The sequence below is a fragment of the Duganella sp. S19_KUP01_CR8 genome (assembly GCF_036688705.1).
In the GTDB taxonomy this organism is placed as follows: Bacteria; Pseudomonadota; Gammaproteobacteria; order Burkholderiales; family Burkholderiaceae_D; genus Rugamonas.
The window spans coordinates 25,737-37,766 of sequence record NZ_JAQQPR010000033.1; the positions used below are offsets into that span (position 1 = coordinate 25,737).

Here is a 12,030-nt window from a genome sequence, read left to right on the forward strand (position 1 = left end):
ATCCCCTCCTCACTCCGGCTTGACGAACACCGTTTGCAAAACCACTTCCGTGCCTGCCCTGGCGCCGAAACCTATCACCGTCACGCGATAGCAATAAGCGACCGCGCCGCCGGCCGACGCATCCTCGCCCGGCTGGTGGCACTCCATGCGCTCGATCACATAACGCGGCCTCTTGAACGGCAGCACGCCTTCGGCCGTCAGCATCGCCGCGCCGGTGTGCTCGCCGTAGCCCAAGGTGCAGGCGCCGCCGTCCTCAACGCCGGACAAATCCACCCGCTGCCAGACAGGCGGCGCGGCGCAGGCGCTGGCCTCCGCCGTGCCGCTCTGGATATCGCGCTCCGCATCCGCCAAGGCATCCTCCGCCGCCTGAAACGCCACATCCCGATCGCGCTCGCCGCGCGCCGCCTTCTCGCCCTGCAAGCTCATTTGCGCCGCCGACACGCCCAGCAACATCGCCAGGATCAACATCATCAGGCACATCAACACAACCACGCCTCGCTGCCGTTGCGCCGCCATGAGCTAGCCGCTCCGATTGCGCAAAGCCACCGTCATTCCGACCACCCGGCGCGCCCGCGTGCGCTGCGCCGGCGGCAGCGTCGCCTCGACGATGCGCACACCTTCATCGTCGCCATGCGCATCGGAATACGCGGGACCGAACAGATCGAACCGCGTGGTCGCCTTGTCCGCGCGCGTATTGCTCTCGCCGTGCAGCAACAGCGCCACCCGGACGCTGCACACGCGCTTCCAGAATGTCTTGCGATGGAAGTCGCGCAGGCGCTCGCCGGGCGTGGCGCCGGACAACACCAGCGCGGCATCCATCGCATTGATATTGCTGGCGTTGACGTAGGCATTGGGGATGCCGTCGGCTGGCGTATCGGTATCCAGCCCATACAGCACCTGAAAGGAGTCGACGCCGCGCACGATGGCGTCCGCGCCCCAGCCGGAGGCGCCGCGGTATTTGCAGCGCAGTTCGGTCTCGCCAGCGCCGTCGTCCGCGACATAGAAGATGCTCCAGCCGCGCGCATCGGCCGCGTCAGGAACGGCGACGCCGAAGCCGGCGCAATTGAGGCTGGAACCGTCGCCATTGCCGCCCGCGCCCGAGCCGGAAAAGCGCAAGGCCAACACATCGCTGCCATGCGCCACGGCCGGCAACATCGCCGAGATATCCGCGCCGCCCCGGCTGATGCTGCGCGCGTCCAGCCCCGCGATGGAGGCCGGCGCATCGGCTTCCAGTTCCACCGGCGCGGCCTTGCTGTCCCAGTTGACATAGGCGCCTTGCCGTATCGCCCGCGCCATGATGTCGAGCGCATGGCGGCCGCCGTCGTTGAGCCCGGCGTTCTCGCTGTGATTGCGGTAGTTGCTGCCGGCCGACAGCAGCAGGCCGCTGGCCAACAAGGTCACAATCAGGCCCAGCGCCACGGCGATGGCGAACTCGATCACCGTCCATCCACGCGCGTTCATCGCGTCGCTCCAACCGCCACGGCGACGGCCGGGGTGTAGTCCCCACCGACATCCTTGCGCGGCGTACCGTCGGGATTCTTGCCGTGCCATCCGACCTTGACCACCACCGGCGCGCCCGCAGCCCCGCCGCAAGTCCAGGCCAGCTTGCCGCCGCCGTCGCGGCAAACCAGTATGCGGCCCGCAGGCAGGTATTGACTGACTTGAACTTTCACTTCATACAGATCGAACATCGCCAGCTGCGCGCTGTCGCACGCGCCGCCGTAGCACAAGGCCGACGGCGCCGGCGGATCGGGTTCGGCCAGCGCATCGTAGTCCAGCATCAGATAGGGATTGGCGCCATCGGCCAGGTGCATTTGCGCGGCGTTGGCGCGCATGCGTTCGGCCAGGCCGGCCGCCACGTAGGTCGCCTGCGACAACAGCGCGGCCTGATGCCGCATGCGCAGCGCCGCCAGCTGCATCGACACGCCGCCGACGATGCCTACCGCCAGCAACAGCACGGCGATCAGGATTTCCAGCAGCGTAAAGCCGTGCATCAAGGCGCGTGTGCGCATGGCACACCTCCGCAAGTCGACAAGGACAGTGCTAGAAGTTAGCAGCGACGACTGTAGAGGGTATGAGGTGTATCAAAGGTGCGTCAGCCGTAGGCCGGACGCCTACGAACCGGCAACTAAGCCTTACGTGGCTTGCGTTCCTGCCCGACTTCGGCAATCGCATCCTGGAACTCGGCCAGGTCTTCGAAGTTTTTATAGACCGATGCAAAACGGATATACGCGATCTTGTCGAGGCGCTTCAATTCCTGCATCACCAGCTCGCCGATGTAGCCGGTATCGACTTCGCGCTGACCGCTGGTCAGCAGCTTTTCTTCGATCGACAGTATCGCCGCGTCAACGGCGGGTGCCGCCACAGGGCGCTTGCGCAAGGCCAGCGTCAGGCTGCCGCGCAACTTGGCGGCCGCATACTCGGTGCGGCTGCCGTTCTTCTTGACCACATACGGCATCACCAGTTCGATGCGCTCATACGTGGTAAATCGTTTATCGCATTTACCGCAGCGCCGGCGCCGGCGTATGGAATCCCCTTCCTCGGATACACGCGTATCGAGAACCTGGGTATCTTCATGCTGGCAAAACGGACATTTCATATTGGCGACTAGCAGAGTGAATCAGCGTCATTCCCGCGCAAGCGGGAATCCATACTGCGCTGCCGAAGTTACTCAGCATGGGTCCCCGCTTTCGCGGGGACGACGCAGGCTTGTATTACTTGGCGTAGACAGGGAACTTGTCAGCCAGAACCTTCACGGCCGCTTTCACGCGCTCGATGGTCGCTGCGTCGTGCGGGTTGTCCAGCACGTCGGCGATCAGGTTGCCGACTTCTTCCGCTTCCGCTTCCTTGAAACCGCGGGTGGTGAACGCTGGCGAGCCCAGACGGATGCCGGAAGTCACGAATGGCTTCTGCGGATCGTTAGGGATGCCGTTCTTGTTGCAGGTCATGTGGGCGGCGCCCAGGATCGCTTCCGCTTCCTTGCCGGTCAGGTTCTTCGGACGCAGGTCCACCAGCATCACGTGCGACTCGGTACCGCCGGAGACGATACGCAGGCCGCGCTTGATCAGGGTCTTGGCCAGCACGTCGGCGTTGATGACGACTTGTTGCTGGTAAGCCTTGAACTCAGGCGTCAGCGCTTCCTTGAACGCCACTGCCTTACCGGCGATGATGTGCATCAGCGGGCCGCCCTGGATGCCTGGGAAGATAGCCGAGTTGATGGCTTTCTCGTGCTCAGCCTTCATCAGGATGATGCCGCCGCGCGGGCCGCGCAGCGATTTGTGCGTGGTCGAGGTGACGAAGTCGGCGTGCGGCACCGGGTTAGGATACAGGCCGGCGGCGATCAGGCCGGCGTAGTGCGCCATGTCGACCATGAAGTAGGCGCCAACGGCTTTGGCGACGGCGGCGAAACGCTCGAAGTCGATCTTTTTCGAGAACGCCGAAGCGCCCGCGATGATCAGCTTAGGCTTGTGTTCCTTGGCCAGCACTTCCATGGCTTCGTAGTCGATGTCTTCTTCAGCGGTCAGGCCGTAGGAAACGACGTTGAACCATTTGCCGGACATATTCAGCGGCATGCCGTGGGTCAGGTGGCCGCCTTCGGCCAGCGACATGCCCATGATGGTGTCGCCTGGTTTCAGCACGGCGAAGAACACGCCCTGGTTGGCTTGCGAACCCGAGTTAGGCTGCACGTTGGCCGCTTCCGCGCCGAACAGCTGCTTGACACGGTCGATCGCCAGTTGCTCGACGACGTCGACGTACTCGCAACCGCCGTAGTAGCGCTTGCCTGGGTAGCCTTCGGCGTACTTATTGGTCAGCTGCGAACCTTGCGCTTCCATGACGGCTGGCGAGGTGTAGTTTTCCGATGCGATCAGCTCGATGTGATCGTGCTGACGGGTGTTTTCTTTCTGGATTGCGCCGAACAATTCAGGATCGACGTTGGCGAGGGTGTGATCTTTTGCGAACATGTAAAAACTCCAAATGAATTGAGTAACTTGTTACTGGCAGGTTGGATCGAATGAGGGAAGCCGATAGCGGACAGGCAGCCTCTTCGTGCATTTCCATCGATGGCTGCCCAGGCGAACGGCTGATGAAATCTCACGTTTCCCGGTGGATGCCCACCTTTCGCTAACCGGCCGCCACGCACCAAAATGGTGATGACCGGAGCTTTTCGCCAGTTACGTGAGACGTAATGGAAGCCTGATTGTAATTTATGCGCCAGCTTTGAGCAAGGAAATGATTGCCGAAAAGGCAATCTTATGCCGATTTTGATAGCAGAGATAAGCCATACTGCCATTTCGGCTACACTTGACCATCGTCTCCACTCTCTCGCATAAGGATAGATCATGATCGTCTTCATCACCGGCGCCACCGCCGGCTTCGGCGCCGCCATGGCCCGCACCTTCGTCCGGAACGGCCACAAGGTCCTGATCAGCGGCCGCCGCGCCGACCGGCTGGAGGCGCTGTCCGCCGAACTGGGCGCGGCCGCCCTCCCGGTCGTGCTGGACGTGACCGACAAGGCCTCGATCAAGAGCGCGCTGGACGGCTTGCCGGCCGAGTGGGCGCAGATCGACGTGCTGGTCAACAATGCCGGCCTGGCGCTGGGCGTGACGCCGGCGCATGAATCGTCGCTGGACGACTGGGACACCATGATCGCCACCAACTGCAGCGGCCTGGTCGCCATGACCCGCGCCATCCTGCCGGGCATGGTGGCGCGCGGCAGCGGCACCGTCATCAACCTCGGTTCGGTGGCCGGCGACACGCCTTATCCGGGCGGCAATGTGTACGGCGCCACCAAGGCCTTCGTCGAGCAGTTCACGCTCAACCTGCGCGCCGACCTGGTCGGCACCGGCGTGCGCGCCACCAACCTGGCGCCCGGCCTGTGCGGCGGCACCGAGTTCTCCAACGTCCGCCTGAAGGGCAACGACGCGGCCGCGGCCAAGGTCTACGAAGGCACCGAGCCGCTGACGCCGGAAGACATCGCCAACACCGCCTACTGGATCGCCACCCTGCCCGCCCACATCAACATCAACCGCATCGAAATGATGCCGACTTGCCAAGGCTACGGCCCGCTGACGATCAAGCGCAACCTGTAACCCAAGGGGCAGAGGGGCCTGACCCCATGGGGGTCAGACCCCGGCGGTTCATCGCCGTGCGGGGGGGGTATTAACCATGCTTCATCCCTGAAGCGATTCGTAAGCGGTTGTTACAAACCTTGGCAAGTTGCCGGGAAAACGCTTTACTAGCGGTAGTGCAATCTATTGCGCGCAAGTTGTAAGATCCGCATAAATAACGGATTTGACGTGTATTACCCCGTCGCAGCTTCAACGACAACAATAAAATCGCGTAGAATGTTGCTCACTCTCACTAGTAGTCAAAATAACATGCCAGCAGAGTTTATCTGGAACGTACGGGTCTATTACGAAGACACCGACGCCGGCGGTATCGTCTATTACGCAAACTACCTCAAGTTCTTTGAGCGCGCCCGCACCGAATGGCTGCGCGCCATCGACGTCGAACAACACGCCCTGCTGCAAGCACACGACGCCATGTTCGTCGTCAAAAGCGTCAGCGCGGAGTATCATGCGCCAGCCAGGTTGGACGACGTACTAAAATTAACACTTAGTATCGAAAAGCTAGGCCGCGCCTCCATCCAGTTCGTGCAGCAAGCCTGGTGCGGCGAGCAGTTGCTGAACACCGCCCGAGTCAAGGTCGGCTGCGTCGGTTCGGACCTCAGTCCGCGCGCCGTGCCGGCGTCGGTTGCAGAAAAAATGCGTAGTACCATCAAAACAGACTGAACCTATACATGAACGTCACCCAAGACCTCTCTTTCCTGTCCCTCATCACCAACGCCCACCTGATCGTGCAGTTGATCATGGCGCTGCTGTTCGTCATCTCGCTGACCAGCTGGACCTACATCTTCAGCAAGATGTTCGCGGTGCGCTCGGCGCGCCGCCTGACCATCGAATTCGAGAAGACCTTCTGGGCCGGCGGCAACCTGCACGCGCTGCACCAGAACGCCGGCAAGGACCGCGCCAACAGCGGCCCGCTGGCGCGCATCTTCGAAGCCGGCATGGGTGAGTTCATCAAGAGCAAGGCCGCCTACACCTCCGCCGGCGAAAGCATGGACGCCGGCGCGGTGCTGGACGGCGCCCGCCGCGCCATGCGCGCCGCCTTCCAGCGCGAGATGGACGTGCTGGAATCGCACCTGGCCTTCCTGGCATCGGTCGGTTCGGTGTCGCCGTACATCGGCCTGCTCGGCACCGTGTGGGGCATCATGAACGCCTTCCGCGGCCTGGCCAATGTGCAGCAGGCCACGCTGGCCGCGGTCGCCCCCGGCATTGCCGAAGCGCTGATCGCCACCGCCATCGGCCTGTTCGCGGCGATTCCGGCCGTGGTCGCCTACAACCGTTTCGCCCACGATATCGACCGCCTGGCGATCCGCTTCGAAAGCTTCGTCGAAGAGTTCTCCAACATCCTGCAACGTCAGTCGCGTTAAGAAGGCAGAGCAATCATGGCTTCCTCTTTTTCCAGCAGCATGCGCGGCGGCCGCGGCCGCAAGTTCAAGTCCGAGATCAACGTCGTGCCCTACATCGACGTGATGCTGGTGTTGCTGATTATTTTCATGGTCATGCCTTCGGCCAATGACCCGAGCGTGGTCGACCTGCCGAGCGCGGAACGCTCGACCAAGCCGCCTAGCGACTACGTGCAGGTGATCATCAAGCCGAACGGCGCGCTGTCGATCGGCGTCAAGGGCAAGGGTGAAGAGGCGCCGGAAACCGCGCCCAACCGCGACGCGCTGGTCAAGAAGCTGCGCACCATCCACACCGACCATCCCGACTACCCGGTGCTGATCGCCGGCGACAAGGAAAGCAAGTACGACGACGTGATCCAGCTGATCTCGGAAGCGAAGAAGATGGGCATCACCCGGGTTGGCTTGTCCACCAAGTAAATCACAGTGCATACGATGAAACCTGCAACCGCAGGCGGCCCTTACAAGGTACCGCGACAAAATGAAGGCTGGCGCTCGATCGCGCTGGCGGCGGCGATGCACGCCGTGCTGTTGCTGTTCCTGTGGGTCGGCGTCAGCTGGCAGAACAACGAGCCGACCACGGTGCAGGCCGAGATCTGGGACATGAAGGTGCAGGAAGCCGCACCGGCGCCGCCGCAGGTCAAGCCCGAGCATGAACCCGAACCGGAGCCGACGCCGGTGGTCAAGACCGCCCCGCCGAAACCGGTGGAAGCACCGCCGACACCGAAAGAACCGGACATCGCCCTGGAACGCCTGAAGGCGAAGAAAAAGCTCGAACAGGAAAAACTCGAAGCGGCCAAGGAAGCCAAGCTGAAGAAGGAAGCCGAAGAGAAGCAGGCCAAGCTGGACGCCAAGAAACTGGCCGACAAGAAGGAAGCCGAGCAAAAGCTGAAGGACGAGAAGGAACAGGCCGAGAAGGACAAGAAGAAAGCCGCGCTGGCCGACAAGGCCGCCAAGGAAAAAGCCGAGAAAGCCGACAAGGCCGCCCGCGACAAAGCCTTCGCCGCCGAGATGAGCCGCATCACCGGCAACGCCGCCAAGGGCAGCACCGGCACCGCCGCCACCTCGACCGGCGGCAAGGTGGACGGCGGCTACCAGGCGGCGATCCGGGCCAAGATCAAGAGCAACCTGGTGTACGGCACGGTCGACGATACGCTCAGCGCGACCTACCAGATCACCCAGCTGCCGACCGGTGAAATCATCGGCGTGCGCAAGATGAAGAGCAGCGGCTCGGCCGCTTACGATAGCGCGATTGAAAACGCGATTGCCAAATCGTCACCACTACCCAAGAAAAAAGATGGTACGGTAGAGCGCGAGTTTGTCGCCGATTTCAACATGAAGGATATGCACTGATGACCACCATGAATAAACTGAACCAAGTGATCCTGTCCGCCACTCTGGCGCTGGCCGCCAGCGGCGCCTCGGCGCAGATGCGGATCGAGATCTCCGGCGTCGGCAGCAACCAGATCCCGGTGGCCGTGGCCGGCTTCGCCGACGAGAACATCGCCCCGCAACAGATTTCCGCCATCATCAAGGCCGACCTGGAGCGCAGCGGCGCCTTCAAGCTGATCGACGCGGGCGTGATCACCAGCATGAGCAACATCGACTACGGCACCTGGAAATCCAAGGGCGCCGACGCGCTGGTGGTGGGCACCGTGGCCAAGTCGGCCGCCGGCGACTACGAAGTGCGCTACAAGCTGTTCGACACCGTCAAGCAGAGCGAGCTGTCGCAGCTGAACCTGTCGCGCGCGCCGCAGTTCACCCGCCTGACCGCGCACAACATCGCCGACGACGTCTACCTGAAGCTCACCGGTATCCGCGGCGCCTTCTCGACCCGCATCGCCTACGTCAAGGAATACGACAAGCGCCACTACGAGCTGCTGGTGGCCGATGCCGACGGCGACGGCGAACAGATGGCGCTGCGCTCGAACGAGCCCATCATCTCGCCGTCGTGGTCGCCGGACGGCACCAAGGTGGCCTACGTGTCGTTCGAGCAGAAGAAGCCGGTGGTCTACGTGCAGAACCTGATCACCCGCGCGCGCACCGTCATCGCCAACGAAAAAGGCAGCAACTCGTCGCCGGTGTGGGCGCAGACCGGCAACAAGCTGGCGGTGTCGCTGTCCAAGGACGGCCATACGCAGATCTACACCGTCAACGCCGACGGCGGCAACCTCAAGCGCGTCTCCAACAGCGCCGGCATCGACTCGGAAGCCAACTTCGCGCCGGACGGCAGCATCTACTTCATGAGCGACCGCAGCGGCGGCCCGCAGATCTACCGCATGAACGGCGACGGCGGCGAAGCCAAGCGCGTGACCTTTGCCGGCAACTACAACATCAGCCCGCGCGTATCGGCCGACGGCAAGACGCTGGCCTACATCTCCCGCCGCGACGGCAACTACCAGCTGTACGTGATGGACCTGGCCAGCGGCCAGGAACAGCGCCTGTCGGACAGCACCGACGACCAGTACCCAAGCTTTGCCCCGAACGGCAAATACATCATGTACGCCACGCAAGCCGGAGGCCGCAAATCGCTGGCCGTGGTTTCGGTGGATGGACGTGTAAAACAACGCCTGACCACTCAGGCGGGCAACATCAAGGAGCCCACCTGGGGTCCATTCATGCAGTAATTTTTAGCCTTCATCACTAGGAGAATCAAATGCGTAAACTCAGCAGCTTAGCTTTTATCGTCACCACCGCCGCCATCCTGTCCGCTTGCTCGACTCCGGTCAAAATCGCTGAACCAGCGAAAGTGGAAGAGCGTCAAGTCGAACAGAAACCGCAGCCGCAGCCAGACACCCGCACCGTCGCCCCGGTCGAAACCAAATCGCTGGATCCGCTGGACGATCCTAAAGGCGTGCTGGCCAACCGCAGCGTGTACTTCGACTTCGACAGCTACGTCGTGCGCGACGACGGCAAGCCAGTGGTGGAAAACCACTCCGCTTACCTGGCCAAGAACAAGGCCCGTTCGATCCTGATCCAAGGTAACACCGATGAACGCGGTGGCGCCGAGTACAACCTGGCCCTGGGCCAGAAGCGCGCCGAAGCCGTGCGCAAGGCGATGACCACGCTGGGCGTGCCGGAATCGCAAGTCGAAGCCGTATCGCTGGGCAAGGAAAAGCCTAAAGCCTCCGGTTCGAACGAAGAAGCATGGGCGCAAAACCGTCGTGCAGACATCGTCTACAAGTAATACAAAGCACTACCCTTTTGCCGGGTCACAGGCATAATACGGGGCGGCGCGCGGGTAACACCGCGTCCGCCCCGTTTCCTTTTTGATTTGTGTGAAAGCGCCCGACATGATGAAACTCTCCAAATCCGGCCTGAGCGCCGCCCTGCTGGCCGCGCTGACCTGGCTGCCGCTGCAAGCCCATGCCGGCCTGTTCGACGACGACGAAGCCCGTAAGGCCCTGCTCGACCTGCGCGCCAAGGTCGAAGCCATACGCGCCGAGCTGAACGCCCGCATCGACACCAAATCCGACAAGTCCAGCACGCTGGACCTGGTTACGCAAAACGAAATGACCTTGCAGGAAGTGGCCAAGCTGCGCGGCCAGATCGAAGTGCTGAGCAACGAGCTGTCCAACGCACAAAAGCGCCAGAAGGATTTCTACGTCGACCTCGACGCCCGCCTGCGCAAGCTGGAGCCGCGCGAAGTGACCATCGACGGCAAGACCGCCCAGGTCGACCCGAACGAGCAGCGCACCTACGAAGCGGCGTGGAAGACCTTCACCTCCGGCGACTACAAGGCGGCCGGCACCGCGTTCAGCGAGTTCGTGGCGCGCTATCCGGGTTCCAGCTACGCGGCCAACGCGCAGTACTACCTGGGCAGCTCCTACTACGCGCAGCGCGACTGCAAGGGCGCGATCACGGCCCAGCTGCTGGTGCTGAAGAACTACGCCGACAGCCCGAAGGCGCCGGAAGCCATGCTCAACATCGCCAGCTGCCAGGCCGAGCTGAAAGACAAGGCCGCCAAGAAGACCCTGCAGGACCTGATCAAGGCCTATCCTGACTCGGCGGCAGCGGTAACGGCAAAAGAACGCCTCGGCGGCAAATAATTACCCGGGGGTATTTGACAGCAAGAGTCATTACCCCCTATAATCTCGCTTCTTCGGGGGTCGTTAGCTCAGCTGGTAGAGCAGCGGACTTTTAATCCGTTGGTCGCAGGTTCGAATCCCGCACGGCCTACCATTCGAAGAAAACCAAGGTTTCATACCTTTGGGTCGTTAGCTCAGCTGGTAGAGCAGCGGACTTTTAATCCGTTGGTCGCAGGTTCGAATCCCGCACGGCCTACCAAGATTCATCAAGAAAGCCCACCAACTTCGGTTCGTGGGCTTTTTTGTTTCTGCTCACGTTTTTACTACAGCACGGCGCGAGCGACAGCGCGCTCGCGCCGTACTAGAAATCTTACGCTGCTGCGGCATCGGCCTTCGGCTTGCGCGGGGCGCGCGGCTTCTTCGGTTTCTCCGCAGGGGCAGCGGCCTCGCGGCCTTTGACCGCTTCAATCAGGGCATTGGCATAGGCGTTGCGAGCGGTCTGGGTGAAGGCGGTTTGTTGCTGTAAGCGGGCCAGCTCAGCGTCGACGGCCAGGATGTTGGCGGCCTGAATCTTGGCAGCCTCGTTCAGGTTGGCGGAGGCGTAGGAGGTGCCATTGATCGTAATGTATTGCGGTAAAGTCATCTTCTTCCTTGATTATCGTATCCGGGCCAGAAATCCCAGTCGGCCATGATTGTATGTCTAACCGGCACGCCCCGCCAAGGGCGCCTGCGCCTTCCTGCGACATTTTGAGCTTGTCAGATTCCGTTCCGCGCATTATGATGCTGGCCCCTTGGGTCGTTAGCTCAGCTGGTAGAGCAGCGGACTTTTAATCCGTTGGTCGCAGGTTCGAATCCCGCACGGCCTACCAAGATTCATCAAGAAAACCACCTTCGGGTGGTTTTCTTGTTTTTGCCTGGCCTATGCTAAAGTTGGCAATTCCATAGCAAACGTTCAACGCATGCAAACCGTACCCGCCCGTATGACCTACCTGCGCAATGCCGAGGCAGTCTGCAGCTTCGCCTTGCCGGCCATCTTCTGCTACGACTGGCAGAGGTCAGGCGATCCTGTCGCATGGGGGATGCGGGGAGCGGCGCTCGTGCTGATCAGCTACATCCTGCTGCAGGGCGTGCTGTACTGGCATCTCAAGTTACAGTCAGTCATGCAGCGCCAGCCATTGCCGGCGTATTTTCAGCCGCTGTACCGCTTCTTTAAATATTCGAACTTTCTGGTCATCGCCGCCGTGGCCGCATTCATTGCAGCGATGAACGACGCCACAGCCTCGACTGCGGACCTGATGTGGTCGTACGGTTTGCTGGCGCTCGCGGCGCTGGAGCAAATCAACTACTACTACTATCAACTGATGTACGACACGCGCGCCGCCTTCGCCTACCTGCGCCGCAACGGCCGCCTGCGCAAAGCAGCGCTTGGGCTGGACCTGAAACGGCAGAAAGCAATATAAGCGCGACGAGGACCAC

15 protein-coding genes, 3 tRNA genes and 1 riboswitch are annotated in these 12,030 nt (G+C 61.9%); of the genes, 12 read left to right on the top strand and 6 right to left on the bottom strand.

Annotated features, from left to right (window positions below; genetic code table 11):
* Nucleotides 1-9 precede the first annotated feature (9 nt).
* The 5 genes from V6M89_RS26065 to glyA form a co-directional block, all read right to left on the bottom strand.
* A complete protein-coding gene (locus V6M89_RS26065) occupies nt 10-516 on the bottom strand; it encodes a pilus assembly PilX family protein (protein ID WP_332855931.1) in 507 nt (168 codons plus the stop codon).
* 3 nt (nt 517-519) lie between these two features.
* Nucleotides 520-1,461 carry a PilW family protein gene (locus V6M89_RS26070; RefSeq protein ID WP_332855932.1) on the bottom strand — a complete coding sequence of 314 codons (942 nt, stop codon included), beginning with the start codon at nt 1,459-1,461 and terminating at the stop codon, nt 520-522.
* Nucleotides 1,458-2,012: a type IV pilus modification protein PilV gene (gene pilV / locus V6M89_RS26075; protein WP_332855933.1), complete on the bottom strand. Its 555-nt coding sequence runs from the start codon at nt 2,010-2,012 to the stop codon at nt 1,458-1,460. Before pilV ends, V6M89_RS26070 begins: the two co-directional genes overlap by 4 nt.
* A 116-nt stretch (nt 2,013-2,128) precedes the next feature.
* The gene (gene nrdR / locus V6M89_RS26080; RefSeq protein ID WP_043479966.1) at nt 2,129-2,599 is read right to left on the bottom strand and encodes a transcriptional regulator NrdR; all 471 of its coding nucleotides are present in this window, start codon (nt 2,597-2,599) and stop codon (nt 2,129-2,131) included.
* Between the two features lie 115 nt (nt 2,600-2,714).
* The gene (gene glyA, locus V6M89_RS26085; RefSeq protein WP_332855934.1) at nt 2,715-3,962 is read right to left on the bottom strand and encodes a serine hydroxymethyltransferase; all 1,248 of its coding nucleotides are present in this window, start codon (nt 3,960-3,962) and stop codon (nt 2,715-2,717) included.
* 98 nt (nt 3,963-4,060) lie between these two features.
* Nucleotides 4,061-4,186: riboswitch (ZMP/ZTP riboswitch) on the bottom strand.
* 154 nt (nt 4,187-4,340) lie between these two features.
* On the opposite strand from glyA, the gene V6M89_RS26090 reads away from it, so the two are divergent.
* The 10 genes from V6M89_RS26090 (at nt 4,341) to V6M89_RS26135 (ending at nt 10,813) form a co-directional block, all read left to right on the top strand.
* Nucleotides 4,341-5,090 (top strand): SDR family oxidoreductase, encoded by a 750-nt coding sequence (locus tag V6M89_RS26090; protein WP_332855935.1) that lies wholly within the window; start codon nt 4,341-4,343, stop codon nt 5,088-5,090.
* Nucleotides 5,091-5,378: 288 nt separating this feature from the next.
* Nucleotides 5,379-5,792: a tol-pal system-associated acyl-CoA thioesterase gene (gene ybgC, locus V6M89_RS26095; RefSeq protein ID WP_332855936.1), complete on the top strand. Its 414-nt coding sequence runs from the start codon at nt 5,379-5,381 to the stop codon at nt 5,790-5,792.
* Between the two features lie 8 nt (nt 5,793-5,800).
* Nucleotides 5,801-6,493, top strand: a complete 693-nt coding sequence (gene tolQ, locus V6M89_RS26100) for a protein TolQ (protein ID WP_332855937.1) — start codon at nt 5,801-5,803, stop codon at nt 6,491-6,493.
* Between the two features lie 15 nt (nt 6,494-6,508).
* Nucleotides 6,509-6,946: an ExbD/TolR family protein gene (locus V6M89_RS26105; protein ID WP_217945598.1), complete on the top strand. Its 438-nt coding sequence runs from the start codon at nt 6,509-6,511 to the stop codon at nt 6,944-6,946.
* Nucleotides 6,947-6,961: 15 nt separating this feature from the next.
* Entirely contained in the window at nt 6,962-7,879 is a 918-nt protein-coding gene (tolA, locus tag V6M89_RS26110; protein WP_332855938.1) for a cell envelope integrity protein TolA, read from the top strand.
* Entirely contained in the window at nt 7,879-9,153 is a 1,275-nt protein-coding gene (tolB, locus tag V6M89_RS26115) for a Tol-Pal system beta propeller repeat protein TolB (RefSeq protein ID WP_332855939.1), read from the top strand. The genes tolA and tolB overlap by 1 nt, the downstream gene beginning before the upstream one ends.
* A 29-nt stretch (nt 9,154-9,182) precedes the next feature.
* Nucleotides 9,183-9,713, top strand: a complete 531-nt coding sequence (gene pal / locus V6M89_RS26120; protein WP_116989443.1) for a peptidoglycan-associated lipoprotein Pal — start codon at nt 9,183-9,185, stop codon at nt 9,711-9,713.
* A 106-nt stretch (nt 9,714-9,819) separates the two neighbouring features.
* Nucleotides 9,820-10,575, top strand: a complete 756-nt coding sequence (gene ybgF, locus V6M89_RS26125; RefSeq protein WP_332855940.1) for a tol-pal system protein YbgF — start codon at nt 9,820-9,822, stop codon at nt 10,573-10,575.
* A 57-nt stretch (nt 10,576-10,632) separates the two neighbouring features.
* A tRNA-Lys gene (locus tag V6M89_RS26130) sits at nt 10,633-10,708 on the top strand.
* Nucleotides 10,709-10,737: 29 nt separating this feature from the next.
* A tRNA-Lys gene (locus tag V6M89_RS26135) sits at nt 10,738-10,813 on the top strand.
* 111 nt (nt 10,814-10,924) lie between these two features.
* Here the strand turns inward: V6M89_RS26135 and V6M89_RS26140 are convergent.
* Nucleotides 10,925-11,197 (bottom strand): hypothetical protein, encoded by a 273-nt coding sequence (locus tag V6M89_RS26140; RefSeq protein ID WP_332855941.1) that lies wholly within the window; start codon nt 11,195-11,197, stop codon nt 10,925-10,927.
* Nucleotides 11,198-11,347: 150 nt separating this feature from the next.
* Between V6M89_RS26140 and V6M89_RS26145 the strand changes: the two genes are divergently transcribed.
* Together V6M89_RS26145 and V6M89_RS26150 are read left to right on the top strand one after the other, a co-directional pair.
* Nucleotides 11,348-11,423 (top strand) — tRNA-Lys (locus tag V6M89_RS26145).
* A gap of 111 nt (nt 11,424-11,534) precedes the next feature.
* Nucleotides 11,535-12,014, top strand: coding sequence for a hypothetical protein (locus V6M89_RS26150; protein WP_332855942.1), 480 nt, complete (start codon nt 11,535-11,537; stop codon nt 12,012-12,014).
* Nucleotides 12,015-12,030 lie beyond the last annotated feature (16 nt).

Coding starts and splice junctions, on each gene's coding strand:
- V6M89_RS26065 (WP_332855931.1), bottom strand. CDS start 516: ATGGCGGCGCAACGGCAGCGAGGCGTGGTTGTGTTGATGTGCCTGATG.
- V6M89_RS26070 (WP_332855932.1), bottom strand. CDS start 1,461: ATGAACGCGCGTGGATGGACGGTGATCGAGTTCGCCATCGCCGTGGCG.
- pilV (WP_332855933.1), bottom strand. CDS start 2,012: ATGCGCACACGCGCCTTGATGCACGGCTTTACGCTGCTGGAAATCCTG.
- nrdR (WP_043479966.1), bottom strand. CDS start 2,599: ATGAAATGTCCGTTTTGCCAGCATGAAGATACCCAGGTTCTCGATACG.
- glyA (WP_332855934.1), bottom strand. CDS start 3,962: ATGTTCGCAAAAGATCACACCCTCGCCAACGTCGATCCTGAATTGTTC.
- V6M89_RS26090 (WP_332855935.1), top strand. CDS start 4,341: ATGATCGTCTTCATCACCGGCGCCACCGCCGGCTTCGGCGCCGCCATG.
- ybgC (WP_332855936.1), top strand. CDS start 5,379: ATGCCAGCAGAGTTTATCTGGAACGTACGGGTCTATTACGAAGACACC.
- tolQ (WP_332855937.1), top strand. CDS start 5,801: ATGAACGTCACCCAAGACCTCTCTTTCCTGTCCCTCATCACCAACGCC.
- V6M89_RS26105 (WP_217945598.1), top strand. CDS start 6,509: ATGGCTTCCTCTTTTTCCAGCAGCATGCGCGGCGGCCGCGGCCGCAAG.
- tolA (WP_332855938.1), top strand. CDS start 6,962: ATGAAACCTGCAACCGCAGGCGGCCCTTACAAGGTACCGCGACAAAAT.
- tolB (WP_332855939.1), top strand. CDS start 7,879: ATGACCACCATGAATAAACTGAACCAAGTGATCCTGTCCGCCACTCTG.
- pal (WP_116989443.1), top strand. CDS start 9,183: ATGCGTAAACTCAGCAGCTTAGCTTTTATCGTCACCACCGCCGCCATC.
- ybgF (WP_332855940.1), top strand. CDS start 9,820: ATGATGAAACTCTCCAAATCCGGCCTGAGCGCCGCCCTGCTGGCCGCG.
- V6M89_RS26140 (WP_332855941.1), bottom strand. CDS start 11,197: ATGACTTTACCGCAATACATTACGATCAATGGCACCTCCTACGCCTCC.
- V6M89_RS26150 (WP_332855942.1), top strand. CDS start 11,535: ATGACCTACCTGCGCAATGCCGAGGCAGTCTGCAGCTTCGCCTTGCCG.